This window comes from Okeania sp. SIO1H4, assembly GCF_010672695.1.
Classification (GTDB): domain Bacteria; phylum Cyanobacteriota; class Cyanobacteriia; order Cyanobacteriales; family Microcoleaceae; genus Okeania; species Okeania hirsuta.
In genome coordinates this window covers 12,216-38,733 of the sequence record NZ_JAAHGB010000007.1, presented here as the reverse complement: position 1 = coordinate 38,733, position 26,518 = coordinate 12,216, and the positions used below count along the sequence as shown (strand labels likewise).

General features: G+C 33.8%; 19 protein-coding genes and 2 pseudogenes. 10 read left to right on the top strand and 11 right to left on the bottom strand.

Annotated elements, in window-relative coordinates; genetic code table 11:
- Positions 1-205: 205 nt before the first annotated feature.
- Positions 206-1,426 carry a (E)-4-hydroxy-3-methylbut-2-enyl-diphosphate synthase gene (gene ispG, locus F6K06_RS07765; RefSeq protein ID WP_287240181.1) on the bottom strand — a complete coding sequence of 407 codons (1,221 nt, stop codon included), beginning with the start codon at positions 1,424-1,426 and terminating at the stop codon, positions 206-208.
- Between the two features lie 443 nt (positions 1,427-1,869).
- On the opposite strand from ispG, the gene F6K06_RS07760 reads away from it, so the two are divergent.
- Together F6K06_RS07760 and F6K06_RS07755 are read left to right on the top strand one after the other, a co-directional pair.
- A complete protein-coding gene (locus tag F6K06_RS07760; protein ID WP_124142844.1) occupies positions 1,870-2,064 on the top strand; it encodes a hypothetical protein in 195 nt (64 codons plus the stop codon).
- A 329-nt stretch (positions 2,065-2,393) separates the two neighbouring features.
- Entirely contained in the window at positions 2,394-2,633 is a 240-nt protein-coding gene (locus F6K06_RS07755; protein WP_124142843.1) for a hypothetical protein, read from the top strand.
- Between the two features lie 1,276 nt (positions 2,634-3,909).
- Here the strand turns inward: F6K06_RS07755 and F6K06_RS07750 are convergent.
- From F6K06_RS07750 to F6K06_RS07730, 5 genes are all read right to left on the bottom strand, one after another.
- A complete protein-coding gene (locus tag F6K06_RS07750; RefSeq protein ID WP_287240185.1) occupies positions 3,910-5,382 on the bottom strand; it encodes a DUF2252 domain-containing protein in 1,473 nt (490 codons plus the stop codon).
- Between the two features lie 656 nt (positions 5,383-6,038).
- Positions 6,039-6,161, bottom strand: a complete 123-nt coding sequence (locus F6K06_RS07745; RefSeq protein WP_287240188.1) for a hypothetical protein — start codon at positions 6,159-6,161, stop codon at positions 6,039-6,041.
- Between the two features lie 27 nt (positions 6,162-6,188).
- On the bottom strand, positions 6,189-7,118 hold the full coding sequence (locus F6K06_RS07740; RefSeq protein ID WP_353734823.1) for an alpha/beta hydrolase: 930 nt from the start codon (positions 7,116-7,118) through the stop codon (positions 6,189-6,191).
- Between the two features lie 1,515 nt (positions 7,119-8,633).
- Positions 8,634-9,419, bottom strand: coding sequence for a hypothetical protein (locus F6K06_RS07735; protein ID WP_124142841.1), 786 nt, complete (start codon positions 9,417-9,419; stop codon positions 8,634-8,636).
- A 1,000-nt stretch (positions 9,420-10,419) separates the two neighbouring features.
- Positions 10,420-10,632, bottom strand: a complete 213-nt coding sequence (locus F6K06_RS07730) for a hypothetical protein (protein ID WP_124142840.1) — start codon at positions 10,630-10,632, stop codon at positions 10,420-10,422.
- Between the two features lie 643 nt (positions 10,633-11,275).
- On the opposite strand from F6K06_RS07730, the gene F6K06_RS07725 reads away from it, so the two are divergent.
- Genes F6K06_RS07725 through F6K06_RS07715 form a run of 3 tightly spaced genes read left to right on the top strand, consistent with a single transcriptional unit; the run spans position 11,276 to position 13,509 of the window.
- Entirely contained in the window at positions 11,276-12,289 is a 1,014-nt protein-coding gene (locus tag F6K06_RS07725; protein WP_124142839.1) for a DNA cytosine methyltransferase, read from the top strand.
- A 9-nt stretch (positions 12,290-12,298) separates the two neighbouring features.
- A complete protein-coding gene (locus F6K06_RS07720; protein ID WP_124142838.1) occupies positions 12,299-13,315 on the top strand; it encodes a BsuBI/PstI family type II restriction endonuclease in 1,017 nt (338 codons plus the stop codon).
- 8 nt (positions 13,316-13,323) lie between these two features.
- Complete coding sequence (locus tag F6K06_RS07715; protein WP_124142837.1) at positions 13,324-13,509, top strand: hypothetical protein; 186 nt, start codon at positions 13,324-13,326, stop codon at positions 13,507-13,509.
- A gap of 1,148 nt (positions 13,510-14,657) precedes the next feature.
- Here the strand turns inward: F6K06_RS07715 and uvrA are convergent.
- Positions 14,658-17,636 (bottom strand): excinuclease ABC subunit UvrA, encoded by a 2,979-nt coding sequence (gene uvrA, locus F6K06_RS07710; RefSeq protein ID WP_124146524.1) that lies wholly within the window; start codon positions 17,634-17,636, stop codon positions 14,658-14,660.
- A 230-nt stretch (positions 17,637-17,866) separates the two neighbouring features.
- Between uvrA and F6K06_RS07705 the strand changes: the two are divergent.
- A pseudogene (locus F6K06_RS07705) lies at positions 17,867-18,316 on the top strand (Uma2 family endonuclease).
- Between the two features lie 17 nt (positions 18,317-18,333).
- Here F6K06_RS07705 and F6K06_RS07700 read toward each other — a convergent pair.
- Positions 18,334-18,909, bottom strand: a pseudogene (locus F6K06_RS07700) (serine/threonine protein kinase); the annotation flags it as partial.
- Positions 18,910-18,930: 21 nt separating this feature from the next.
- Positions 18,931-19,092: a hypothetical protein gene (locus F6K06_RS07695; protein ID WP_240039118.1), complete on the bottom strand. Its 162-nt coding sequence runs from the start codon at positions 19,090-19,092 to the stop codon at positions 18,931-18,933.
- Positions 19,093-19,906: 814 nt separating this feature from the next.
- Here F6K06_RS07695 and F6K06_RS07690 point away from each other — a divergent pair.
- Positions 19,907-20,275, top strand: coding sequence for a hypothetical protein (locus tag F6K06_RS07690; RefSeq protein WP_287240195.1), 369 nt, complete (start codon positions 19,907-19,909; stop codon positions 20,273-20,275).
- Between the two features lie 200 nt (positions 20,276-20,475).
- On the opposite strand, the gene F6K06_RS07685 is transcribed toward F6K06_RS07690, so the two are convergent.
- Positions 20,476-21,249, bottom strand: coding sequence for a superoxide dismutase (locus F6K06_RS07685; RefSeq protein ID WP_124146521.1), 774 nt, complete (start codon positions 21,247-21,249; stop codon positions 20,476-20,478).
- Positions 21,250-22,364: 1,115 nt separating this feature from the next.
- Positions 22,365-23,576 (bottom strand): hypothetical protein, encoded by a 1,212-nt coding sequence (locus F6K06_RS07680; RefSeq protein WP_205127486.1) that lies wholly within the window; start codon positions 23,574-23,576, stop codon positions 22,365-22,367.
- Between the two features lie 126 nt (positions 23,577-23,702).
- Here F6K06_RS07680 and F6K06_RS07675 point away from each other — a divergent pair, with 126 nt between their 5' ends.
- The 3 genes from F6K06_RS07675 (at position 23,703) to F6K06_RS07665 (ending at position 26,386) form a co-directional block, all read left to right on the top strand.
- Positions 23,703-23,924 (top strand): hypothetical protein, encoded by a 222-nt coding sequence (locus tag F6K06_RS07675; protein ID WP_124146520.1) that lies wholly within the window; start codon positions 23,703-23,705, stop codon positions 23,922-23,924.
- Between the two features lie 807 nt (positions 23,925-24,731).
- Positions 24,732-25,595, top strand: a complete 864-nt coding sequence (locus tag F6K06_RS07670; RefSeq protein WP_287240200.1) for an NAD(P)-dependent oxidoreductase — start codon at positions 24,732-24,734, stop codon at positions 25,593-25,595.
- A gap of 647 nt (positions 25,596-26,242) precedes the next feature.
- Positions 26,243-26,386 carry a hypothetical protein gene (locus tag F6K06_RS07665; RefSeq protein ID WP_161564655.1) on the top strand — a complete coding sequence of 48 codons (144 nt, stop codon included), beginning with the start codon at positions 26,243-26,245 and terminating at the stop codon, positions 26,384-26,386.
- The last annotated feature ends 132 nt before the right edge of the window (positions 26,387-26,518 follow it).

Genomic DNA, 26,518 nt, shown 5'->3' with positions numbered 1-26,518 from the left:
GCTCCATCTATTACAATTGTTAATTTATAGCGTTTATCAAGTTACTGAGGTACAGTTGTTTTTCTTCTTTTCTACTCTGTACCGACGTTACATGCAACGTCCTCATCCCTAAAATCAAATAGTTTTGTACTTCACCCTTCTTGAGCATTACTATAACTAAGGAGTGTATTATTAATTACACTCCCAATTAAATATCAATTATAAACTAAGGTTCAACCCAACGCCCATCAGCTTTAATCAAATTAATTAATTCTTCAACACCTTGAGACTCAGGGACCTTTTTAATTTCTTCCCGTCCACGATATAAAGAAATATAACCTGGTTGCTTACCTACATAACCATAATCTGCATCTGCCATTTCTCCAGGGCCATTGACAATACAACCCATAACAGCAATGTCCAATCCTGTTAAGTGTTTTGTTGCCTCTCGCACTTGATGCAGAACATTTTCCAGATTAAATAGAGTTCGGCCACAGGAGGGACAGGCAACATACTCTACCATTGTTTTCCGCAGACCCAAGGCTTGAAGAATACTGTAGCAAACTGGAATTTCTTTTTCGGGTGCTTCAGTTAAAGATACGCGAATTGTATCCCCTATTCCGTCTGCTAAAAGTGTAGCTATACCAGCAGTAGACTTAATTCGACCATATTCTCCATCACCTGCTTCAGTTACACCCAAATGTAGAGGATAGGCCATACCTAGTTCGTCCATCCGCTTTACCATTAATCGGTAAGCAGCAAGCATGACTGGCACCCGCGATGCCTTCAGAGAAATTACCAAATTGTAGTAGTCTAAGGATTCACAAATTTTGATAAATTCCAGGGCAGATTCTACCATGCCTTCTGGGGTATCTCCATAAGTAAATAGCATTCTTTCTGCTAAGGATCCATGGTTAACCCCAATTCGCATGGCTTTATTTTGGTCTCGTAAAGAAATTACCAGTGGTTCGAGGGTTTGGCGGATTTTTTCACCTATTTCCTCAAATTCTGCTTCGGTATATTCGTTTCTGCCAGATTGAGGTTTCTCGAATACATATAAACCAGGATTAATTCTGACTTTATCAACGTGCTTGGCAACTTCTAGAGCAATTTTCATACCATTATGGTGAACGTCAGCTACCAGTGGGACGGGTTTGTAAGTCTGTGTTAATTTCTGTCTAATCTCTGCTAAGGATTTTGCATGGGCCATACTGGGAACGGTAACGCGGACTATTTCGCACCCAATTTCGTGTAGACGACGAATGGCAGCTACGGAACCGTCAATGTCAAGGGTGTCTTCATTGATCATTGACTGGACTACGACTGGATGGCCACCACCGATGGTTACATTACCTACTTTGACGGGGCGAGTTTTTCGCCTATGGATAGTTGTGTCAAAGGCGGGTTGATTTGCAGAAGTTTTGGTTGGGTTGGGTAGAGTTTGCATAATATATCGTTATATTTCTGTAGCGAAAGGCTCAGTAATAGGTTTTGTCCTATATTCAGATTGCCATATAATTTGTCAATCTTATTAGTCAAGAGTCTAAAATTAAAAGTCATATGGATATTTAAAAAAAGCAAGTGGCAAAAAGCAAATTGCAAATATGAAAAATGCTAGTTTGGATCTTTTATTTTAAGCTCTATTTATTCCTTTAGTAATTATATTTATAGGTTCTATTGCTAAGAAATTAGCAAGAGGGAAAGGTTGGGAAAGACAAGATTTATTTTGGGGAATAGAACTTACCAATGGATAATTGATAATTAATCCCCAAAAGTTTAAAGCCTCTCCTTTTAAGGAGAAAAAAAATCAGATTTCCTTATATTCAATTCCGTTCCATAACGGTTTTAACCAGAGGTAATTATCCATTATTCATTATCCATTATTAATTAATGAAGTTATCTTCTATTTCTGGAGGTTTAACACTATTATTTGACTCTAATATTAATGCTGATGAGGCTCAAAAAGCTGGACTATTTATTACCGAAAATTTAAGGTATAAAGCCTCTCCATTCATGGATAAAAAAGAAAAAAATCCTTTTAGCCAATCTTCTTATTTACAAGAAGATGTAAGAGAGTGTTTGTAAACTAAAGATTAAGACGGCCAGAGTGCTTAATATTCGGTGGGTTACGGCGGAAAGTTAAATTTTGTTACGATTCATAGTTATTGTCGCCTAACCCACCCTACGCCTGGATTTAATATTCCTTTTACAAACAGTCTCTAATAATTAATAATTAATTATTAATTGTTGAAGATATCTTTTGGGCTTTTTATCTACGTTTTAAGTTTGCATCAAGAATGGCAAAACACAACACCAAGAGAAGAATCTTTTTGGTTGATTTTCTTTTCTAATATAATAGGTATAGGATTAATGACTTTATTTGTGTTTGGGATTAAGAGATAACAATTTTAGTTATGAAAGAAGAAGCTAACGACAGTTATCAAAAAAATGAGGCAGCATTTAGTAGAGAAAATGAAAATACTTCTACAACAATAGCTAGTACAGCAATGGTTACAGCATCTCTGATTGGAGCGGGAATAGGGGTAATAGCTGCATCAACTCCTATATTAGGAGCTGCTGCAATAAGTGCTGGAGCAGCTTCCGCACTGAAAATTATTCAAAGAAGGGGAAAGGAAAGAAAAGCGACCCAATAATTAGAGGAATAATGATAGTGATATTAAGTCTTATAGAGTATTTATAAGCAAAATATTAAGGGTCAAATATCGTAATGAATTTACATTCATGGCTAATATTCAATAATTAATACAGGACTTACCGAATAATGAATAATGAATAATGAATAATGAATAATTAAGAGTTGATAGTTAATAATTATTCATTCAAAAATTCAGGTTTAAAGCCTCCCCTTTTAAGGGGATAAAATAAAAAAAATCCTTTTAGTCAATCCTCTTCTTTTAAGAAGAGGTAATTATTAATTGTTAATTGCTGAACGATGAGGTACTAAAAACTAGGATTTGAGTGTGAGATTGTTTCCCTGTGGGTGGCAATGTTGAAGAAGGAGACAGGAGACAGGAGACAGGAGACAGGAGGAAAATTACATGGGGATTCTCACCCCAAGTAATTTTGAACACCGTGTAGACGGTGGGGTATTAAACCCACAAAGAAAATGATAAAAATTTGTTGTAATTCGTAAGTCCTATAATAATTAGGGTTTGCTGAAAAAGTCTTTTTGCTCTTTGTAGGGAGTAGGGAGTAGGGAGTAGGGAGTAGTTAAGAGTCAGGAGGAATGGGAATTATAGAGGAGGTAGAAGTAACAATTATCTCTTAATTTTTCTGTCCTACTAAACTTTTTCTGCTAACTTTTTGCACCTTTTTGACCTAAAAGCTTGTACAATTTGGCGACTAAAAATTGCTAAAAGCAATATCAGTCAATGCTTTCAGATTTATTCAGCAAACCCTAATTACTTCTCTTTAAAAGAAGAGAGTCAATTAAAGTGATTTTTTTCTCTTTTTTATTCTGAAAAAGAGAGGCTTTAAAATTTAATTATTTGGTAAAAGTCCTAACTTTTTGATAACTATAGTGTTTCTATTTGAAATGTCAATCTAGATTTAGTTTTTTTCTTATAGAAAAAGCACGCCGTTCGAGTACCTTATATCCTTATATTTGCTACTCTTTAATGCTGTGTTCCCTCCTTTAATATTCCCTATTCCCTATTTCGTAGCACGTTTGTCTCCACATCCCAGAGCAAAACACTATATCGAGACTTTAGTCAAAAACATCTAGAAAATAAACTCAAAAATTTATACCAATTCCCATGCATTAATGCTTAATTTAGGTAAGACTTCAGTTATTAAGTAATTAAAAATAGCAGAATAACTTTTTTGCTAATTAGCAGCTCAGTTAATGTTAATTATTCATATCTTTAACTTCCCCTCCTGGGAGGGGTGAGGGGTGGGTTCCCTACTCCCCTACTCCCCTACTCCCCTACTCCCTTTATTCCCTATTTCTTCAGTTACAAAATTATCATAGTCAGCTTCAACTTGCTGCGCATATTTAAAAGCTATTTCACGCACTAATTTTCTAAATTCTTGATGCTTACCATCAGTAATTTTTTTTACTTGTTTTTCAAAGGAAGTAGAAACTAATTTTTTATCAAAATCTTTATCTGCTCTAGCATGGTTGGTAGCCAGAATTTTTCCCCATTGTTGAGCGACTTCTATAAAACTGTTTTTATCTATTAAATTTTTAATTTTGAGAGATTTTTTATAGGGAGATATTTCTCTAACAGAATAATCACCAGAAAAATCTCCATCAATAGGATTATTATCCACAAGTTTTATCCATCCTAAAAAGTCATCAGCGTCTTTAATCAGTGCTTTATAAGCTAGAGCATGACGTTGAGCACTATTATTAAATATTTTCCAATAATTAATCCGGTCATATAAGCTGAACAATTCATCAGTAGGTGCTGGCTGAAACTGATGTTTAATATCTAGGATATGGTCATCATCTAAAGCATCAGTTTTCCCTTCTATTAAGACATAATAACGTGGTGTTCCTAAGGAACCTAAACCTGCATTTAATCTTTGGGCAACATCTTTAACTTTAAAATATTCTGGGTCATAATTTAGGTTTCCGGAAAGGGTTTTACCATAATCTAGCATTCGTGATTGAATAGCCTTTTTAGCATCAGTAGCAAGACCTAATTTTTCACTGGAAAAATCAAACATTCTTTGATTATCTATGACTTTAGTCCACTTATATAGCATTCCTTGTCGTGTTTTTTGAGCGGCTTTTTCTATGGTTCTTTTTATCTCTCCTTTAGTATTAGCTTCTGTAAAATATATTTTAGTTTCTTCGTCATTTCCTACATAAGAAGCTAAGGTATCTAGATAAGTTTCACTAAGGCTATCAACAACTTCTTCTTGTTCGGATTTAGATAGGGTAGAATCATTTGCCACTAAAATAATACTGGTTGCTAAACGCCACAAATCATATTGATAATCAGCAATAATTGATTCGTCAAAATCATTCATATCAAAGATAATTTCTCCTTGATCGTTATTATAAGCACCAAAATTATCAACATGACAATCTCCTAAAATCCAAGTTTTTGTATTAGGATTACCAAATTTACTGAGTCTACTATCATTAGCAAAATCTTGCCAAAACAAATGATTTGTTGCTCTGTAGAATGCAAATTCTGACTCTTGCATCTGAGCATATTTTTTGTCTTTTAACTGTTGTTTTTCCACTGGATTTGCATTTTCTAAAATTAAATTCGTATTTAATTCAATGGATTGGAATACTTGTTGTTCGCGCCGACTATTATCAATGGGTTGAGCGGAAATATTAGAAGATAGCAAGAACCAATTTATGATAATTAGGATAGTTATTACTATTAGGCTATTTCCGGTCGTATTACTTAATTGATTAATCATTATTAGAGTAATTTGAGTGGCATTGATTATATAAGCGGGTTGGCGTTAAAAATTATTGTTATGCCAAGGCAGATAGGGTGGTCGTTGGATTGGTAAAATTAGAAAGGGCACAAGGAAATAAATTTTTGACAAACTTTTTTTTCGTCAAATACTTAAGTTTTTTTGTGGCTTATTCTTCTTATTTAGTAATATTCGACGCAGTTATAAGTAAGCATTCAGCCGTCAGCCATCAGCTATCAGCTATTGCTTTTAGTTTACGATCAAAGCTTTATTAATTGTCTTACTACAAAAGTTGGTTCCCTTGACCTTAAAGTCAATATTAATTTAAACACTGTTCTTAAAGAGAAAGTCTTGTTGCGGAAAGCTAATAGCTGTTTGCGCAGCATTCCACAGGAAATGCTTACAGTTATAAAGAAAATATCTTAAGAATCAGTAAAGAGGAAATAGTGGTAAAGATTTCAGACTTTATTCTGTTTATTTTTGAGGGTTTTACAAATCTGACAATAATTACTACTTCCCAAGTATATTGGAAAACTAAATGGTAATTTTTGCTTCTCCCCAAAACTAGCTAATTACCTGAAACTGCTTCCTATTTCCTCAAAAATTTTAATGTTCTATTCACATCATTTAAGGCGAACTATAAATTAGTAATAATACTAATTTTTTTTTCTTCCTTCTTCCTTCTTCCTTCTTCCTTCTTCCTTCTTCCTTCTTCCTTCTTCCTTCTTCCTTCTTCCTTCTTCCTTCTTCCTTCTTCCTTCTTCCTTCTTCAATGGCATAAAATCAATATTCTCTCTGCACTTATTTCAATTTAAATCATTATCATTACTCAAAAATTCTCGCATATATTGATTAACCAATTGAGGCTGTTCCTGTTGTACCGAGTGACCACAATTAGGAATATAGCGAATCTGAAAATTTTCCACATATTCTTCTGTGCCATAAGTTAATTCTTTTCCTAAAGCCGTATCCTCTTCACCCCAAAGCATTAAAGTAGGAATTCGCAATATTCCCCACTCTTGTTGATTGAAAAATCCAGAAAATATATTACGATAATAATTAATCATTGAAGTTAAAGCGCCTCGTTTAGCCACAGCATCCTTGTAAGCTTCTATATCAGCATCAGTAACAGCAGATTTATTTACCATACTTTTAAAAATAGAACCAATACCTTGATAATCATCAAATTCAAGCATTAATTCTGGCAAAAAAGGTAACTGGAAGAAAAACATATACCAACTTCTCAAAAGTTGCTCTGGAGTACCTAAACCCTCCTTAAATTTTGCTGGATGAGGAATATTCATTACGATTAATTTTTCTACCATTTCAGGATGTGCATAAGCAAAAGACCAAGCTATTACCCCTCCCCAATCATGTCCTACTAAAACACATTTTTCATAACCTAATTCTTTGATTACTCCTTCTATATCTTTAATAAATTCTGACATTACATAAGCAGATTTATCTTCTGGTTTATCACTTTCATTGTAGCCTCTTAAATCTAAGGCAACTGCTTTATAATCTTGAGCAAATTCAGGAATTTGATGTCGCCAAGAATACCAAAATTCAGGAAATCCATGTAACATTAACATCAAAGGGCCTGAACCTTGAGTCACATAATGGATTTTAATACTATTTGCTGTGATAAAATTGCTAGACCAAGGATTTTCTTTGGTTAACATTGATACCTCCTGAATAATTACAGTAAGTTTAAATAGTTGAACTTTACACTTCATTCTATCATTTTCTGATGATGCGATAAATTATATATCGATATAAATTCAACTATTTTACTACTAGAATATGTAGTAAAATCTTCCACATAATCATTGTTATTACTGTGGCGATCGCTGCTCAGACGATACTAAAATTTGCTATTAAGATTATTATTTAAAATATATTTATCACTACACTAAATCAAAACATCAAAATCAATGTACTTTGATATCCAGTCATAATCATTAACCAACCTACAGAACTAATTCCTGCATTTACTAACTACTCTAAAATCAGAACAATCATTTCCTCTTTTGCTTCTACAAACCCTGTACCAAAAATTTTAAAATTGGAGAAGCAAATACAACTATCAGAATAGTAAAAGTGAATGAAGGTCAGAATATCCAATGATCAACTGTAGCAATTAATTTTTTTTGTAGTGTTAACTAGCTCTGGGTTAAAAGCTTTTAGCTTTAGTTTAAATCTCCGGCCTATAAATGCCAAATAGTTTAAGAGTGGTTTAAATACTCTTTTAAATTGTATTTTTCTCGGTTTCAGCTATTTATCACTCGCTGTTTACGGAGAATGACCTCAGGAAATGCTGACTGCTAAATTGCTGTTTGCAGAGCATGACCTCAGGAAATGCTTTTTCATAATAGGTACATCAATAATCAAGGATATTTAATCACGAAAATAATCATTTTTTCTGACCCTTAAATCCATTAAATAATAATAGTAGCATCTACCTATAGTAAAGCAATAAACTTATCCATAAAATTAACTACCAACTAACACGAAGTAACAATTATAAATAACTCCATTCTTCTCTAGTTTGATATTTCAGATATCAAGGGTATAGCAGTGGGAGGAAAGGGCACGGACATATCAAAAACTTAAAACTCAGACAACACCAGATTTTTCCTTATCTGGTAGATAACTAAACGCTTTCTTCCTTCTTCCTTCTTCCTTCTCCTATAAATTAGCTGCTGGTCATCCTAGCTGGGCAAAAATTCTTAATACTAAAATCTATTAAATAACATATTCATATAGAAAATAAAGAGTTGCTTATACCAATGTTATGTAAGGCTGAACATAATTATGAAATTGATTAACTTGTCTGTCTTGATCTACAGTCAACTCTGATTAAAATTTTATTCTATATAACTTTATCTTAATTTCGTATTAGAACATAGACTAATAATCAACCTTAAACAGGAAAGTATTTTTCCCGCTTTTGTCTTCTGAAATTGCTATAAATAGATGCCAAATTAAGTAATATCCATCTAGAGAGCTAGAGAAATTTATAAAAAATGCTAGATTAGCACACTAAATGATCTGACAGTGAAAGAAATATTTGCTCCTTTAGCTAAAAAAGTTAAAATTTTCTTGCTCTATTTATAGCAATTACCAAAAATAATACTACAAAAAAGAAATTGGAAATTTATGCCTCAAAGGACAATACTCAATTCTATTACTCACCTATTTCTATCATTGTTTACCTTTTTATTTTTTCTGATTTATTGAAATTTATTTTATTATTTTTGCTTTCTTTTCCTGTCAATATAAGGAGGTAAAAATTTAGTTTCCTCCTCCTCATAAATAGTATATTGCCAAGGAACATTAATATCGTGAGCTGTGCTCTTCCCATTGTAAGAAGATCGACGTTGGGGTTGAGCTAATAAAATAATCATTCCGACTAAAATAATACCACCGCCAAGAAGTAAAATAGCTAAGACTATTCCTCCAATAAACCACAGTATACCTTTTTCTAAATAATTCGCAGAACTACCTGAAGCTCTTCTGCTATAATTATCTATCCCCTGTTGTAGACTCAATCCAGAAATCAAACGTTCTTGCTCCTGGACTTGAATCAACAATCGGTCATTTTGTAGCTTCAGTTGATCTTGTTGCAGTCTCAGTTGTTGTGTCTCTGCCCATTGTTGCTCTAACTGAGTTTTCAACTGTCGCATATCAAGTAATTGCTGCTGTAGTTGAGTTTTCAGTTGCTCATAAGCTGAACGTTGTTGCTCTGATTGATTTTTAATTTGTTGTTCCAACTGATAGTCCTTAAAGTCAGGAACTGAAGGGACTGAAATTGGTGGGGGTGGTAATGGCTGGGGTGAGACAGTTACTAAAGGAGAAGGAGAAGGATATACTTTTGGAGAAGGAGAAAATGTGATTGAGGGAGAAGGGGATGCTTTTGGCGCTTCCGTCCGATAATCAGGAGACGACTTGCCAAATACAATCCAACCCATGAGCAAGAGGACAATCAATATCCCCGTCAGAATACATCCTCCTATAAACGCTGCAGTCTGATTCATTATTTAATTTTACTTGATGGTTAAACCAGGACTATTTGACAAATCATATAGAGTATCTATTCTCTAATGCCGATTAATATCATAACCAAGCTTATGCAACAAAAATCAAAAACATCACTACTGTATTTACGTCAAGTCAAAATTATCTCAGTTATTCTGAGTTTCAAATGTTTAACCTTCTGTTAATAGTAGGATCTGTTGGGCATACTGCACTGGTTTCTAGAAAAAATTAATATAGAAATATACGGACTTTGAAATAAGATCCTACGACAATTAGTATTTTGATGCTACCTCCATCTAAAAACATTTGTCTTGGACTTCCAAGTTTTCTTCTAGGAAATAATCTGAAAAATATTTTTACCACAGAAAAGCAAATAGAAGCGTGGCAGGAGATTAGGAGAAAAAATCTTGGTAGAAAATCACCCCCCTTTTTTTTTAGCAAAGCTACCTTTCTTTTCTTGTCCTTTCCTTTCTTATTTCTGTATAGCACTACGTCTTTTGGCGTTTGACAATAAATTTCGGTTGTAAGGGAACACCGGATCTGGGAATAGGGGTGGGACTCAGCGGGGTCCAACAGAGGCAACCACTCGGAACCCGGCGAGGTTTCCTCGTCATGGGACCTACTAACAGAGGTAATGGGCACTCCTGTGAGGGAACAAAGGAATGTCAAGAGCGTATTTGCGTAGCGCTATACTACTTCACGGAAGTAATAAATCAAAAATCAAAATCAAGGGTTATAAGGTAAGAAAAATCTATCAAAAACTCAAGGGGTGATAGAAATCATATCTGATTTCTACCATAAGATATGTTAAGCTTAAGAATCTTGTTATTCTTACTTATATTTATAGATACAGGGATTTAGTGCCTTATATATTTTTGGTAACATATTGACTCTTAACATATTAATTAAGCGAATTAATTAACAATTTTCTTTTAATAATGGCCTCTGTTTTTTCTATTTATAAAGAACAAGTAAGTTAGAAGAAAAAATGAAAAGATGCTAGGAAATCTCAGGGTTATAGTAATCTTCAGATTTGACCTTTCCAACTTCATCTAGATCTTGATTTATACAACCTTGTCTTTGAGCATATTGACAAACACGAGCCCATAACTTTGCTTTAGTACCAGGTGGTCCAGAAGAAAATAACACCCGATCTCCACCTACTATTTTAACTAGACAGACTGGGCAAGTTTCTTGTTGATTTTCTGACATTGTTAATTATTTATTGTTTAATCATAAATTGACTTATAAGTATATAACGCTTTTTATTAATTTTGGCAAATCTCATATCTAGCAGATGTAATATTTTAGGAGGAAGGCAGATTAAGATTTTCTAGAACAATCTCCAATTTCAAGTTATTTATTATTGGTATATAGCATTTACATTTTAAATATGAATATAGAATTAAATATTTGAGAGGAAATATTAATTGAAAATAGTATGAGGGAAAAACAGCATTTTTTTACTAAAAAAATAACAATCTATTATAATAAATTACCTGATAAATTATATTTAAATCAATAATTATTTAAGCGTTAAAATTGCTATCACTAAATAATTAATTACTTTTTTATGGGATATTTACTGCTAACAATTAAAGGGAAAACTAAGTAATAAATATATTTAAATATATTTATTAAAAATTCCAAAAAATCAAAAATAAACTAATATAAATTATGTTGATATCGGAGCTTTATTGCAATGATAAAGTAGGATGTGATAGACTTATAGAGAGTTAATTAGTACCTTTTTATCAGCATATTTAGTATAAAAATCATAAAAATCAACCCTTTTTTCTTAATTAATTTTACCTATGTATTCTACACAAGCATTCTAATAATTTGCATAAGATTTATGAATTACATAGAAAAAATCAATCATTTACTTAAACCATCTGTTAATCTAACTAATTTAGCTATAGATTTATTTGCTGGATGTGGTGGTTTATCTCTCGGTTTTGAAGCCCAGGGATTTCAAACTTATGGTTTTGAAATGGATGCCGATTGTTGTGCAACTTATAATAAAAATCTCAAAGGTAATTGCACTAAAATTACTCTTTCTTCTGAAACAGAATTACCTCCGGCAAATGTAATAATTGGCGGTCCTCCCTGTCAACCTTTTAGTGTTGGGGGAAAGCAAAAGGGTTTGAAAGATTCGCGAGATGGTTTTCCTATTTTTATTAATGCAGTGGCAAGATTACAGCCGGAAATTTGGTTATTTGAAAATGTAAGAGGTTTACTTTATCGTAATAAATGGTATTTAGATGAAATTACTCAAGCACTTCAATCTTTGGGTTATATTATTGAGGTTAAATTGTTAAATGCTGTTGATTTTGGTGTGCCTCAAAATCGTCAACGAGTAATAGTTATTGGGCATAAAGGTGAGTTGAAATTTCCTCAAGTTTTAGACAAAAAAGTAACTGTTGGAGAAGCATTAGGAGAAATGGCATTCCATGCACCTCCAGAGTCAAAATTTCTGACTCCAAATATGGATAAATATGTGGCAAAGTATGAAAAAGCTTCTAGTTGTAAACAACCTCGTGACTTGTATTTAGACAAACCTGCGAGAACTTTAACTTGTCGAAATATTTCGGCTCCTACTGGTGATATGCACCGGATAAAATTGCCGGATGGGAGAAGAAGGCGTTTGTTATTAAGGGAGGCAGCAAGATTACAAAGTTTTCCTGACTGGTTTGAATTTGTAGGAAAAGAAACCAGTTGTTTTAATCAGATTGGAAATGCAGTTCCTCCTTTATTTGCTTTTCATTTGGCAGGGAGTATTAGGAGCTATTTAGAATCTAGGAAAAGATTCTCGCCAGAGGAAATTTCACAAAAAATTATGCCTGTACAATTATCATTACCTTTTTAAGAGATAAAAATGCCTCAAATTCCCCAAGATATTACTAAGTCAGATAAGTCTAAACAATTTCAAAAGTTAATCAATGAAGCGTTATATATTATTAGTAAGTTTGGTGTACCTCTTGAGGGGATGACTAAAAGACGATTGGAAAGAATGGCAATGGCTTTTTTAGCTGTAGCCAAAGTTAAGAAAACTAATGAATGGGCAAAAATTGATAATTCTCATGCTTTAAGAACTAGGGAAATTATTAGGTACTGGAATAATTATTTTAATGAAAAAATATCTGAAAGTTCTTATGATGATATTCGAAGGAAAGATTTAAAATTAATTGTTCTTGCAGGAATTATTATTCCTAGTGCTGCTAATCCAAATTCAGCTAGAAATGATGGTACAAGATCTTTTGCTTTAAATCCCGATATTGCTAATCTAGTTAAAAATTTTGGCTCAAATAATTGGGAAGAAGAGGTTGATATTTTTTTAGCTAATCTAGTCACTCTAGAACAACAACTTTCTAGTCAACGAGAAATAAGTTTAATTCCTGTTAATTTTCCTTCTGGTAAAGTCTTAAATTTTAGTCCTGGCAAACATAATGAATTACAGAAAGCAATTATTGAAAGTTTTTTACCTAGATATGGTTATGGTGCAGAAATTTTATATGTCGGCGATACAGCTAAGAAGTTTTTACATTTAGAAAAAAACAAACTGAAAGAACTAAACTTTTTTGAATTATCTGATGGAGAATTACCCGATATAGTAGCTTATTCAGAACAGAAAAATTGGCTTTATTTGATAGAAGCTGTTCATAGTTCAGGGGTAATTTCTAATGTACGTTTATTAGAATTGAAAAAATTGACAGAAAAATGTCAGGCTGACATAATTTTTATTACAGCTTTTCTAGACCATAATACTTTTCGCAAATTTGCTGCTGAGATTGCTTGGGAAACAGAAGTTTGGATTGCTGATGCACCAGACCATATAATTCATTTTGATGGTGAAAAATTTTTAGGTCCTTATTCTCAAATAACTAATACTTAAAAAAAATTATGACTGAAATTAACTGGCAATTATTCTGGATATTAATGATTTTGCATTGTGTTATTGGTACTGCTGCTGCTTTTGTGGCAAAAAGTGGAGGTAGGAATTTTAATATTTGGCTAGGTTGGGGTTTATTGGGGGGTACTATTGCTTTGATAACTGCATTTTTGTTACCTGCTAAAAATCTAGATTAAAAAGGAAATTAATTAGCCGACAATTAGAGAAATTTATCTAGAGATAAACAGAATTTAGTTGAATAAAAAGTCATGCTTAGGGACGAAACACCCCCCATAGTTTTTATAATATCAAAATTTTTGTGGCGATGCAACCGAAAATCCTTTGACGCGCGATTTTTTTGAGCTTAAGAGAATGAAAATATTTATGGTTTTCCACTGAGAATGCATGGAAAGATTTGATGAGGGAAAAACAAGCATATATAGCGCTGTGCGCAGGCAACAGGCAACAGGCAACAGGGGGAATAAAAGACCGATAATACAAGACTTTTAGCTATTGGACAGTTCTTGTAATTTGTAAATATGCCAGCGCACATTGCTATATTTTACTTGAGCTTCACAGGATGACAACTTCAACAAATATCTACTTACCTTGAGGTAGACCAGACATTTGGGAAAATTTTCTGACAAATTTGCGACTACATATATATAGAAGTGAAATTTTCATCTTTTCAGAAAACTGGTAAAAAATCGAAGGGAAATAAGAGGCAGTTGCTCAACTTCAACAAATATCTACTTACCTTGAGGCAGACCAGACATTTGGGAAAATTTTCTGACAAATTTGCGACTACATATATATAGAAGTGAAATTTTTATCTTTTCAGAAAACTGGTAAAAAATCGAAGGGAAATAAGAGGCAGTTGCTCAACTTCAACAAATATCTACTTACCTTGAGGCAGACCAGACATTTGGGAAAATTTTCTGACAAATTTGCGACTACATATATATAGAAGTGAAATTTTTATCTTTTCAGAAAACTGGCAAAAAATCGAAGGGAGATAAGAGGTAGTTGCTCAACTTCAACAAATATCTACTTACCTTGAGGCAGACCAGACATTTGGAAAAATATCTGACAAATTTGCGACTACATATATATAGAAGTGAAATTTTCATCTTTTCAGAAAACTGGTAAAAATCTAGGGTAGACAAGAGATAGTTGCTCAACTTCAGAAAATGTCTACTTACCTCTAGAGCAAGCAGATATTTTTCCAAAATCTCTGGTAATTTTTCAACTCTTTAATCTATCTAGAATGAAGTTTATTCAAAGCTGTAAAACTGACAGAAATGTGAAAATTACTGACTGAAAAAAATTCAGACTTCAGTTAATCTCAACTTTCCTCAAATTTGGGCGGATACTTCTCCAACACCTCCCGCAAATATTTCCCAGTATAAGACTCTGAATTCTCTGCCACCTCTTCCGGCGTTCCACAAACAATTATTTCTCCTCCTTTATCTCCACCTTCCGGACCTAAATCTATTACCCAGTCAGCACAACGAATCACATCTAAATTATGCTCAATAACTACAATCGAATTTCCCTTATCCACCAATCTTTGCAAAATATTTAATAACTGATGAACGTCATAAAAAGATAAACCAGTTGTTGGTTCATCTATTAAATAAATAGTTTTTCCTGTTGCTCGTTTAGACAATTCGGAAGCTAATTTTACTCTTTGTGCTTCTCCTCCAGAAAGAGTCGGTGCGGGTTGACCTAATTTGACATAACCTAACCCTACATCTACCAAAGTTTGTAATCGACTCGCTGCCCTGGGAATATTTTTGAATACTTCTAAACCTTCCTCTACAGTCATATCTAAAACATCAGCAATTGACTTATCTTTATATCTCACCTGCAAAGTTTCTCTGTTATATCTTGCACCCTTACAAACATCACATTGCACATAAACATCTGGTAAAAAATTCATTTCAATTACATTTACACCTTGTCCGCTACAAGCTTCACATCTCCCACCTTTAACATTAAAAGAAAATCGCCCCGGTTTATAACCTCTTGCCTTAGCTTCAATAGTTTCCGCAAATATTCCTCTAATTACATCAAATACTCCTGTATAAGTTGCCGGATTTGAACGGGGAGTTCTACCAATAGGTGATTGGTCAATTACAATTGCTTTATCTATTGCTTTTAATCCTTTGATTTTTTCCAAATTTTTCGGGAATGGAACTTTTCGACTCAGATGATTTTGCAAAGCTGGATAAAGTAATTCGTTAATTAAGGTAGATTTTCCCGAACCAGAAACTCCAGTAATACAGACAAGTTTTCCCAGAGGAATTTCTACATCTATATTTTTTAGATTGTTTCGATGACAATTTTTCAGTAGTAGAGATTTGCCGTTTCCTGTTCTTCTTTCGGATGGGGTGGCAATAATTTTTTTGTCGGATAAATAAGCTCCTGTTAGTGATTCTTCTGTTGCTAATAATGTCTGGAAATTTCCCTGAGAAATTATTCGCCCGCCATGCACTCCCGCTCCCGCACCTATATCAATAATATGGTCGGCAGTTCTAATAGTTTCTTCGTCATGTTCTACAACTATTAATGTATTTCCTAAGTCGCGAAGTTTGGTTAAAGTTTGCAAGAGGCGATTGTTATCTCTCTGATGTAAACCGATACTTGGTTCGTCTAAAACGTAGAGAACTCCTGTTAGACCAGAACCAATTTGTGTTGCTAATCTAATTCTTTGCGCTTCTCCTCCAGAAAGAGTCATTGTTGCTCGGTCTAATGTTAGATAATCTAAGCCAACATCCAAAAGAAAATTTAGTCTGGCTCGAATTTCTCTCAATACTAATTCTGCTATTTTTGCCTGGCGATCGCTTAGTTTTAAGTTATTGATTTTTTCTAGACATTCTCGAATGGAAACTTCTGTAAAGTCGGTAATTTTATATTGCCCTACTTCTACGGCAAGTGCTTCTGGTTTTAATCTTTTTCCTTGGCAAGTTTCGCAGGTTTGATTGACTAAGTATTGTTCTAATTTTTGTTTGATTAAATCTGAACCAGTTTCCTCATATTGCTTTTCCAAAGTCGGGATAACTCCAGGATAGTAACGATAATCTCCTTCTCCATTTTTCGTTTCTATCCAGATAGGTTCGTCGCTACCTTCTAGCACTAACTTTTGTTCTTTCTTGCTCAATTTATTCCAGGGAGTTTCTATCTCAAAGTCATAAGCTTCAGCCAAACTATACAGCAGAGAAAAATAATAGGGATTTTCCTTGTTTGACCAGGGAGCGATCGCTGAATATAAGGGTGCATTGGGGTCGGGTACTATTAATTCTGGGGAAAATCGCTTCAAACTACCCAAGCCATGACAAGTCGGACAAGCGCCGTAGGGAGAGTTAAAAGAAAAGAGCCGGGGCGACAACTCCTCCATCACTGCTCCATGCTCCGGACAGGCAAAATTTTCCGAAAATACTATTTGAGTCTGAGACTTTTCCATTTCTGCTTCTAGTTCCTGACTGGAATTAACTGAATTATTGTCAGATTTAGAATTAGCTGAAGTTGCTATTTTTGCTGGAGTTAGGTTATATTTATTTTTTGTAGGCACTGCCCCTATCTTGGTTGATGTGTCATTTAATACGTTAATTAATGCAATTCCAGTAGATTGACGTAGACAAGTATTTAGAGAATCTGCTAAACGTTCCTCTATTCCTGGCTTTTTTATAAGTCTGTCGATAACAATTTCTATAGTATGTGTACGATTTTTATCTAATTTGATGTTTTCAGCAATTTCTACGACCTCTCCATCAACCCTCAAACGAACAAATCCTTGAGCAGCTAAACTAGATAAAAGTTTCTGATGAGTCCCTTTTTTGCCTCGAACCACGGGAGCTAGGATATGAAATTTCGTGCGGTCTGGAAGAGCCATAATTCTGTCGCACATTTCATCAATGGTTTGAGGAGCAATATTATGGTGGCAAATTGGGCAATGGGGTTCTCCTGCTCTCCCAAATAGTAATCTCAGATAGTCGTAAATTTCCGTGACGGTGCCGACTGTGGAGCGAGGATTATGGGATGTGGATTTTTGGTCGATGGAAATGGCAGGGCTTAATCCTTCGATGGAGTCTACGTCTGGTTTGTCGAGTTGTCCGAGAAATTGTCGGGCATAAGCGCTGAGGGATTCGACGTAGCGGCGTTGCCCTTCGGCGAAGATTGTGTCGAAGGCGAGGGAGGATTTGCCGGAGCCAGAAACTCCTGTGAAGACTATGAGGCGATCGCGTGGGAGTTCTAGGTCGATGTTTTTGAGGTTATGTTGTCTGGCACCTCGGATGCGGATGGTATTTTCAGGGGCGGTCATTTCAGTTATCAGTTATCAGTTATCAGTTATCAATTATCGGTGATCAGCAAAATTTGTAGTGCCATGACACACCTAAATCAGTTATCAGTTATCGGAAAATTAGTCGTGCCAAAGGATTTTTCGGAATCTTCCACAGGAGCAATGCCAGAGATATTTTCATTCTGTGAAGCATTCATATAGAACTCAATTCCGCTTTCCTATAGAATGCTAATCTCAAAAAATGGTGTGCCATGTCAGTCCAACTGCGAAAACGACAATTTAACGTCAAAGAATATAACAAAATGCCTGAAGTAGGCATCCTGAAAGAAGATGAGCGAGTAGAACTAATAAGAGGAGAAATTCTCAAAATGTCCCCAGTAGGTTGTCACCATGCAGCTTGTGTAAATCGTTTAAATAAATTATTTTCTCAAAAGTTAGACGATCTAACTCTAGTCAGCGTTCAAAACCCTGTTGAATTAGATGATTATTCTGAACCATGACCAGATATAGCTTTGTTAGAACCAAAAGCAGATTTTTATTAATCAGGACATCCCCAGTCTCAGGATTTATTTTTGGTAATTGAAGTGGCAGATAGTACGATTCAATTCGACCGTGAAGTTAAAGTTCCTCTTGATGCAGAAAATAATGTAATTGAGGTTTGGTTGGTAGATATTAATGAGGAATGTTTGGAGGTTTATTGACAACCTATTGGTAGTGGTTATAAACAAGTACAAAAGTTAGAGCGTTGTGAAAAATTTTTTACCAAAGTGTGACTTGCTGGAATTTGATTTACTAAATCTTCAAACTTAAACTTATAATCTTCATCCAATAACCTATCAACTTCCACATTCCTAGTTCCCGTCAACAAACAAATTAAAGTCGCCCCCAAACTATATAAATCAGAAGCATTACTCAAAGGTAGATTAAACATTTCCTCCGGTGGCATAAATCCTGGAGTTCCCGCTGCAATACTACTTAAAGCCAACTCCTCACCTCGCAATCTTGCCAAACCAAAATCCACCAAATAAACCTACAAATTTTCATCCACTAAAATATTCTCCGGTTTAATATCCCGATGAATTATTGGAGGTTGAAAATTTTGCAAATATACCAAAATTCCCAAAACTGAAATAGCAATTTGTTTCACTTCTTCAGGAGTAAAAATATGCCTTTCTGCCAAAGATGGAGCATGAATATATTCTGTTACCAAACAAAACCCATACTCAGTTTCAAAAGAATTTAAATAATAAGGAATTTGAGAATGTTTTAATTGTTTGAGAGCTGAAATTTCCCGTTGATAATTCTTAAAAGCTGATCAACTTCCATCAGCAAGAGCAAATCTAAATTCCTTAATTACAACCTGTCGATTTGAAGTGATAGAGGAAGCTAAATATGTAATCCTTCCACCTTGTAAATTACGCCCTAGTTCTTGACTAATTTGATAACCGTAATTAGTAAAATCTGGAAAATTTTTCATATTCTGTGACTGACTTTTTTTCAAGCAATTAAACAAGTGGTTTTGCCAAGGTGCCCGAGGAATATTGCTTTTGTCATAGGAAACAATTTTAATCTGACAAAATTAACCTATTTCATTGCAAAAATATAGTAACTTGCATAGATATTTTGTTATTACTCCTGCAACTTTAGTTTGTTCTTTAATTATGCAGACAATTTGATGACTTATTACTATTCCTAGTAAGCTTCTTTGAGCATTAGTATTTTCTCTTGATTCTATATGTTTTAAATTAATTGAGTATATTTACTATTAGATCGAATAATTTTTTCTGGTGGGGAATGATTCATTAGAAGGTGAGCTAAGTTCAAAGGTTAGAGTTGTAATAGTTACCATTTCTGTGTTTGATTTACCCAATTGCCCAAGCAACTAAATATCTAATAATGAAATTAATCTCTTCTCTATTATTCCCATCCATTACTCAAAAACTACAAGAATTTTTATTCTGTGAACCTCTCTAGAAAAATTGTCTATTTTTTCTAGCGATCGTCTCAACCTTGCCTAGCAATATCCGTCCCTATTGTACCCAAAATTTCCACTCCACGAAATTCACTGATTTTCTCAGCTATCAAAAATACAAAAATTACAAAAATCAAAAATTATAGATCACCGCCAAATTTCTCGCATCGTTAAATTAATATCTTTTCCATTATTGCCACCTATAATTCCTCACCACTAAAAATGTCATCCCGTGAAGCTTCTAAAAAATCGGCGCGCGGAAGGATTTCTCATTGCATCCTCAAAAAAATTGTGATAGTATTAAATTAGTGGGGGTTGTTTGCCCCTAATCAAGACTTTTTATTCAACTAAAAAAAGTAAGGTTAGGATATTAAGAGATTGTAGCGATCGCGAAGCGTGGCATCAGCCGTATCGTCAACAGCAGATAAAACTCCTAGAAAGAGCAGAACATAAAGGTTCACTTAAAACCAGAGAAAAATCATTCTGTGAAGCATCTAAAAAACAAAGATGTGGTTGTTTTGTAGCGATCGCCTCAACCCTGCCAAACAATATCGCTCCCTACTCTTCCCACAATTTCCACTCCACGAAATTAACTCATCTTCTCAGCCATAAAAAATCAAATAAATATCACCACCAAATTTCTCAAATTATCAATCAAATCAATATCTATTCGATAATTCCCACCTAACCTGATAACTCCTCACCACAAAAATTATCATTCTGTGAAGCTCCAAAAAAACGGCAAAAATTACCATTGCATCCCCAAAAAAATTTTGATACTATTAACTTATTAGGAGTCGTTTGCACCTAAGTATGACTATTTATTCAACTAAAAATCCAATCCTTAAATATTCGATAAACTAATCAGATTTTAGCAACTAACCATTACTAAGCAATTAAAGCGATCGCCAATTCATACCTGCGATTAACCTCCGGCCAATTAACAACATTCCACCAAGCATTCAAATAATCACCGCGACGATTTTGATACTTCAAATAATAAGCGTGTTCCCAAACATCATTACCCATAATCGGATAATCCCCAGTCAAAAAAGGACTATCTTGATTAGGAGTGCTAGTAACCTTTAACTTTCCGCCTTTACCCAAAACCAACCAAACCCAACCACTACCAAAACGACCACCACCAGCAGCATTAAACTTTTGCTTAAAACTATCAAAATTACCAAAACTTTCATTAATAGCAGCAGCTATTTTTCCTTCAGGTTCACCCCCACCATTAGGAGTCATAATTTCCCAAAACATCTTATGATTAACATAACTACCACCATTGTTTTGTACAGCAGTACGAATATCCTCCGGTAAAGTATTCAAACTACGCAATAAATCTTCTGCATTTTTTTCTTTAAGTTCAGGATACTTAGCGATCGCTCCATTCAAATTTTTAATATAACCAGCATAATGTTTATCATGGTGAAACTGCATAGTTTCTTGATCGATATAAGGTTCCAATGCATCATATTCATAAGGTAGAGGTGTTAGTTTAAAAACCCCAGAGTTTTCCACTGATTTAGTATCATTTATTGAAGTAGAAGGAGTTACGGATGAAGAAGAATGATCTGTTGATGTTTGGCAAGCACTTAGAACCATAGATCCTAAAGTTGCACTCTTTAAGATTAAGAATTTGCGTCGATTAATGTTCATTATTAGTTTTTCATAAAAATAGTTTATATAAAATATATTAACAGCCATAGCACCCGATATAGAAATCTAAAAATTATTTCGAGTATTTTGTGTTGGGAAATAAATTATTTATGAGATACAATTTTTTTTATTTCATGTTTTTTGTACCTCCAAGCAGATATGTTATTGCGTAAACTTTCCAGATTTACTCTCATATCAGAGAGTGTTTATAAACTAAAGATTAAGACGGCCAGAGTACTTAATATTCGGTGGGTTATGGCGGAAAGTTAAATTTTGTTACGATTCATAGTTATTGTCGCCTAACCCACCCTACGCCTGGATTTAATATTCCTTTTACAAACAGTCTCTCATACCCGGTTGAATACTTAATCAATAACTACGGAGCAGTCAGGAGTCAGGAGGAAAGAATAAGGAAGTTTTTTATTACTAATTAAACGGACATTATATCATCTCTAATTTTCAACTTACTTTGGCGTAAGTTGATGATTTAAAAAGCCAGGAATTAATGATATTTTTTAATCTTTATACCTCATAATTTTAACAGCAATAGACTTTTGGCAAAACAAATCAAAATTATTGAGAGGGGACAGAGAATTACATTGAAGAAGGAGGCAGGAGACAGGAGGAAAATTACTTATGGATTCTAACCCCAAGTAATTTTGAACACCCTGTAGACGGTGGGGTATTAAACCCACAAAGAAAATGATAATTTTAGCTGTGGGATTTCCGGAAAAACATATTATACTTTGGTCAAAGCAACTTCTGTTTAATTTTTTTTTCGACCTCAATAAATCCTTGGATTTATACTTTGCTGGAAGGAAGGCAGAGGGTAAAAGGCGCTTATGTTTAAAGGTTTATTCCAATGCTGACTTAATTCTATACACAAACCATGCTACCGGAGATGATATAACAAACACTTATCAGTCTTGGTATTAGTTAATTATCTTCTTGAAAATAAGAAGTAATTGTTAATTATTTAAACTTCTGCTTTCCTGCTCAAAAAAATAAAATAAAGAGAAAAATTATTACTTTATTTTAGCGAAAAAAAATCTGCATTTTTTCTTATAGTTCCTGTTTTTTTATTTAATAATATATAATATTGTATTGATTGGAAATTATTCTAGTTCATCAGTTACTAAACGCCTCAGAATTTCCGTAACTTCGGCTGCCATCCGTGCATCTATTTCTACTGCTTCTTTGTCAAAATCTCCTAAAGCTCTTGCTGCCCGCAAAGTCATCGCCATAGACCTAACTTTTTGCTGATATTCAAACTGTATAAAACAAGTATAAGTAAGTTCTGTACGTTTGCGACTGCTACTATATCCAAAACCTAATTTAGATAGAATAACAGGATATTTAATACTATCTTGAATACCCAATTTTTCCAGAGCCACATCAACATAACGAGCAGTATCTTTACCAGCATTACGAATAAAAGGTTGCAAATTTTCCCAAGACATTCCTGGCAGTTTTGCCGATTCTGGTAAATGATAATAGTAACCAACCATTGACATAATTCTAGTTAAATCATAAGTAGCGACAGTATTTTCTCCAGGTTGTTCTGCTCGCTTTTTACTTTCCGATACTGCACTTAATAATACCCGGTCGTCTTGTGTTATTTGGGGAGAAAAAATAAACGGTTCCTCACCATATAAACCTTGAAATTCCGTATGATTATTACCTGTGATTTCCTTGAGCCATGATTCTAAATCTACATAAATCTGAAAACATTTAAACATTGCAGCTAAAGCATTAGAACCACCAATTTTTTTTCCATAAGTAAAAATATCTTCTACAACTTCATTAAAGTCTAAAAAATTTCCATCTCCGCAGATTTTGCATTTATTAATATCTCCATTAATAGAACAAATAACATTTAAGATTGCGATAATTTTAGTAGAACTCCAATATTGACATTTATCCAAAGAATTTCTGCCTAACCAACGAGATTTCAACGGTCCGCCAGCAGTACCAACTAGACAAATACAAGCCTCTTTAATATCAGGATGAATAAAACTAAGAGCCTGTTCATCAATATCAGGAAGTTCGCCAACATTAGGAAAAGTTTTTGCTCCTGGGATTGCTAAATTAGGCAGCCTAGTTAAATGTTCTGGATAATTTTCTACCTGGTTTTGATAGGGAGAATTTTTAATGCCTTTATCCAGAAAAGCTAGTTTATAACTGTTAAAACCAGCCTCAGCTTTTAAGAAATCATTATATACTTTTTCTCTGTCTATTGCCAGTAATAAAGTCAATGCTTCTTTTTGACCAAAAGAGGCAAAAAACTCTGCCACTATATTTAGAATTTTATCGTTGATATTTTCCATAATTTTAGTTGGTTAAAATATAGATACACGGATAAAGAAGTTATTTTCTTTGCTACTACTATTATATTTGTTAATATTGGTAAGTCATCGGATAATTTTACCGGATTTAGTGGGAGTTTGATATTTTTGAAGGCGAAAACTGAAATAGGATTAGTAACGGATGATAGCCAAAAGTTAGTTTATTTGATTTTAGAACCTTTGATAGAAGTAGATGTGATCGCCTTTCAAGCATTACTTGTGCAAGATAATATCAAAAAACGGGATTTATTAAGATTAAAAAATGGTAGTGTAATTGAATATTATTTACCGAAAAATTGTGGTTTAAAGCCTCCCCTTTTAAGGGGATAATAAATAAAAATTTTCATGATTAGTCAATCATCTTCTTTTCAAGGAGAGGTAATTATTAATTATTAATTATTAATTAGTAATTATTAATTATTGAAAGCCTCAAAAGTTAACAGGTAAAATTGTCGTTCAGGTCTGGAGTTTTCGAGATGTAAGGGAATAAGGTTGTTGGTTGATTGGGTTTGAATAAATTCTAGTTTACTCCGTTAATCTCCTGTTTTACTGGGGGGTTTTTTTTTGCCTGGCCTCTGATAGCAATCGCACCGATGAGTATTCTATCTCACGAAGAGGCCAATGCTTTTACTGGTCACTTATTTGTGCCATCCTGCACTAGTTTTCAGGGGTATGTTTTTTTGAATAATTAATATTAACTGGCGTGCTAATTATCAAAAATGTCATTCCGCCTGTGTTAATTACTTAATAATTGAAGTTTTACCTAAGTTAAACATTCTTTTTTCACCCTTGGTATAATATCATTGATTGGTAGTTTTAGATTGGGACATAAATAAGAATAAATAGGCTCTAGCAAATAATATTTTTGCCGTTGATAAATACTATTTACTAACTGATTTACCCTAAAAGTAAGTTATTTTGGATTACCGATAAATTACAAATTACTCATCAAACAACTAAATATTTTAGCCTTTCAATTTCAGACAAAATTTAATATTATTATAGCCCATTGTCTTAGCAAGTTTAGCACAATATTTCTAGAAATCATTGCTTTGAATTAGTTTGTTAAATGCTATATTTTTTGACAAAGATCAAAAATAATGGTATCAACATCTGAAAATATAGAGGAAATGACTAATGAAAATTGGATTTTTAGGAACGGGTTTAATGGGTCTGCCAATAGCTCAAAAATTGTTAGAAGCTAATCATATTGTAACTGCTTATAATCGTACTCAATCAAAATTAGAACCTTTAGAAAATGCAGGTGCTAAAATTGCTAATTCTCCGGCTGAAGCTATTCAAAATTCTGAATGTTTAATTTTGATGTTGACAAATTATACGGCTATTAAAGATGTACTTTTATCTGATAGTTCAAAAGCGGAATTATCGGGTCGAACAGTAATTCAAATGGGAACTATTTCTCCTACTGAAAGTAAACAAATTAGAGATGAAGTTGTTGCTTGTGGCGGTGAATATTTAGAAGCTCCTGTTTTAGGCAGTATTCCTCAAGTAAAATCTGGTAGTTTAATTGTGATGGTGGGAGCTTCCCCAGAACAATATGAAAAATGGTGTGGTTTATTAAAGATATTTAGTCCCGAACCATTACATATTGGTGCGGTAGGTAGTGGTGCTGCAATTAAGTTGGCAATGAATCAATTAATTGGTTCTTTAACAACTGCTTTTGCTCTGAGTTTAGGGTTGATAGTTCGGGAAGGAATAGACGTAGATTTGTTTATGCAAATTGTTCGGGACAGCGCTTTATATGCTCCAACATTTGATAAAAAATTACAACGAATGTTAGACATAAATTATGAAAATCCTAATTTTCCAGCTAAACATTTATTGAAGGATACGAACATATTTATTAATGCGGCAGAATCAGTAGGACTTGATGTGAGTATTCAAGAAGGAGTGCGTAAAGTTTTGGGGAAAACTATTGAACTAGGATTGTCAAATGTGGATTATTCTGCTTTATTTTCGGCAGTTAATCCAGAGAATTAGAATATTTTCTCTTTTGATCGGCACGTTCTTCTAAAATGATAAAAAAAAATTACTCCTAATTGTGGTGTTGCTGATTTGATGTATGAAATTCAATTAGTGGTAAGTTTTCACACCATTTTTAGTTGAATAAAAAGTCATGCATACGGGCGAACACTACCCAATAATAAAATCGTATCATGATTTTTTTGGCGATGCAAGGGGAAAAGCCTTGCCTTTTTTAGAGCTTCACAAGATGATAATTTCTGGATTTGTGAATATGTAATATCGATCTTTTGATGGGGTGAAAATTTTTCCGGCCGTTAGTTCTTTATTTGAGTGCTTCACAGGATGATAATTTTTCTGGTGCTTTGATGATGTGAGTATCTCTATATATTCAGTGACAATGTGCTGTTTTTTAGTTGAATAAAAAGTCATGCGTACGGGCAAACACCCACGGCAAACGTATCTTATTTTGCCTTTCCCTATATGTAGTGTTTATTTGATTTTATAGACACTATATGTTGAAAGTCTATTGTCAACAAGCGCAATAAAACCCGGTTTATTGATAATTACCCCTAGTTTATTGACGAGATGCGTTTGCCCTGGGCGAACACCACCCAATAATAAAATCGTATCATGATTTTTTTGGCGATGCAAGGGGAAAAGCCTTGCCGTTTTTTAGAGCTTCACAAAATGATAGTTTCTGGGTTTGTGAATATAGCGATCGCTTCTACATGAATAATATTGATACTGTTGATGGGGTGAAACATTTTCCAATCGTTACTTTTCCAGCAAAGTGCTTCACAGGATGATAATTTTTCTGGTGCTTTGATGGTGCGAGTATCTCTTCTATATATATTCAGTAACGATATGCTGTTTTTTGGTTGAATAAAAAGTCATATATATGGGCGAACAACACCTAATAACAAAATCGTATCATGATT

Coding starts and splice junctions, on each gene's coding strand:
- ispG (WP_287240181.1), bottom strand. CDS start 1,426: ATGCAAACTCTACCCAACCCAACCAAAACTTCTGCAAATCAACCCGCC.
- F6K06_RS07670 (WP_287240200.1), top strand. CDS start 24,732: ATGAAAATTGGATTTTTAGGAACGGGTTTAATGGGTCTGCCAATAGCT.
- F6K06_RS07695 (WP_240039118.1), bottom strand. CDS start 19,092: ATGAAAAATTTTCCAGATTTTACTAATTACGGTTATCAAATTAGTCAA.
- F6K06_RS07680 (WP_205127486.1), bottom strand. CDS start 23,576: ATGGAAAATATCAACGATAAAATTCTAAATATAGTGGCAGAGTTTTTT.
- F6K06_RS07730 (WP_124142840.1), bottom strand. CDS start 10,632: ATGTCAGAAAATCAACAAGAAACTTGCCCAGTCTGTCTAGTTAAAATA.
- F6K06_RS07745 (WP_287240188.1), bottom strand. CDS start 6,161: ATGCCATTGAAGAAGGAAGAAGGAAGAAGGAAGAAGGAAGAAGGAAGA.
- F6K06_RS07750 (WP_287240185.1), bottom strand. CDS start 5,382: ATGATTAATCAATTAAGTAATACGACCGGAAATAGCCTAATAGTAATA.
- F6K06_RS07685 (WP_124146521.1), bottom strand. CDS start 21,249: ATGAACATTAATCGACGCAAATTCTTAATCTTAAAGAGTGCAACTTTA.
- F6K06_RS07755 (WP_124142843.1), top strand. CDS start 2,394: ATGAAAGAAGAAGCTAACGACAGTTATCAAAAAAATGAGGCAGCATTT.
- F6K06_RS07740 (WP_353734823.1), bottom strand. CDS start 7,118: ATGAAGTGTAAAGTTCAACTATTTAAACTTACTGTAATTATTCAGGAG.
- F6K06_RS07760 (WP_124142844.1), top strand. CDS start 1,870: ATGAAGTTATCTTCTATTTCTGGAGGTTTAACACTATTATTTGACTCT.
- F6K06_RS07735 (WP_124142841.1), bottom strand. CDS start 9,419: ATGAATCAGACTGCAGCGTTTATAGGAGGATGTATTCTGACGGGGATA.
- F6K06_RS07715 (WP_124142837.1), top strand. CDS start 13,324: ATGACTGAAATTAACTGGCAATTATTCTGGATATTAATGATTTTGCAT.
- F6K06_RS07720 (WP_124142838.1), top strand. CDS start 12,299: ATGCCTCAAATTCCCCAAGATATTACTAAGTCAGATAAGTCTAAACAA.
- F6K06_RS07725 (WP_124142839.1), top strand. CDS start 11,276: ATGAATTACATAGAAAAAATCAATCATTTACTTAAACCATCTGTTAAT.
- uvrA (WP_124146524.1), bottom strand. CDS start 17,636: ATGACCGCCCCTGAAAATACCATCCGCATCCGAGGTGCCAGACAACAT.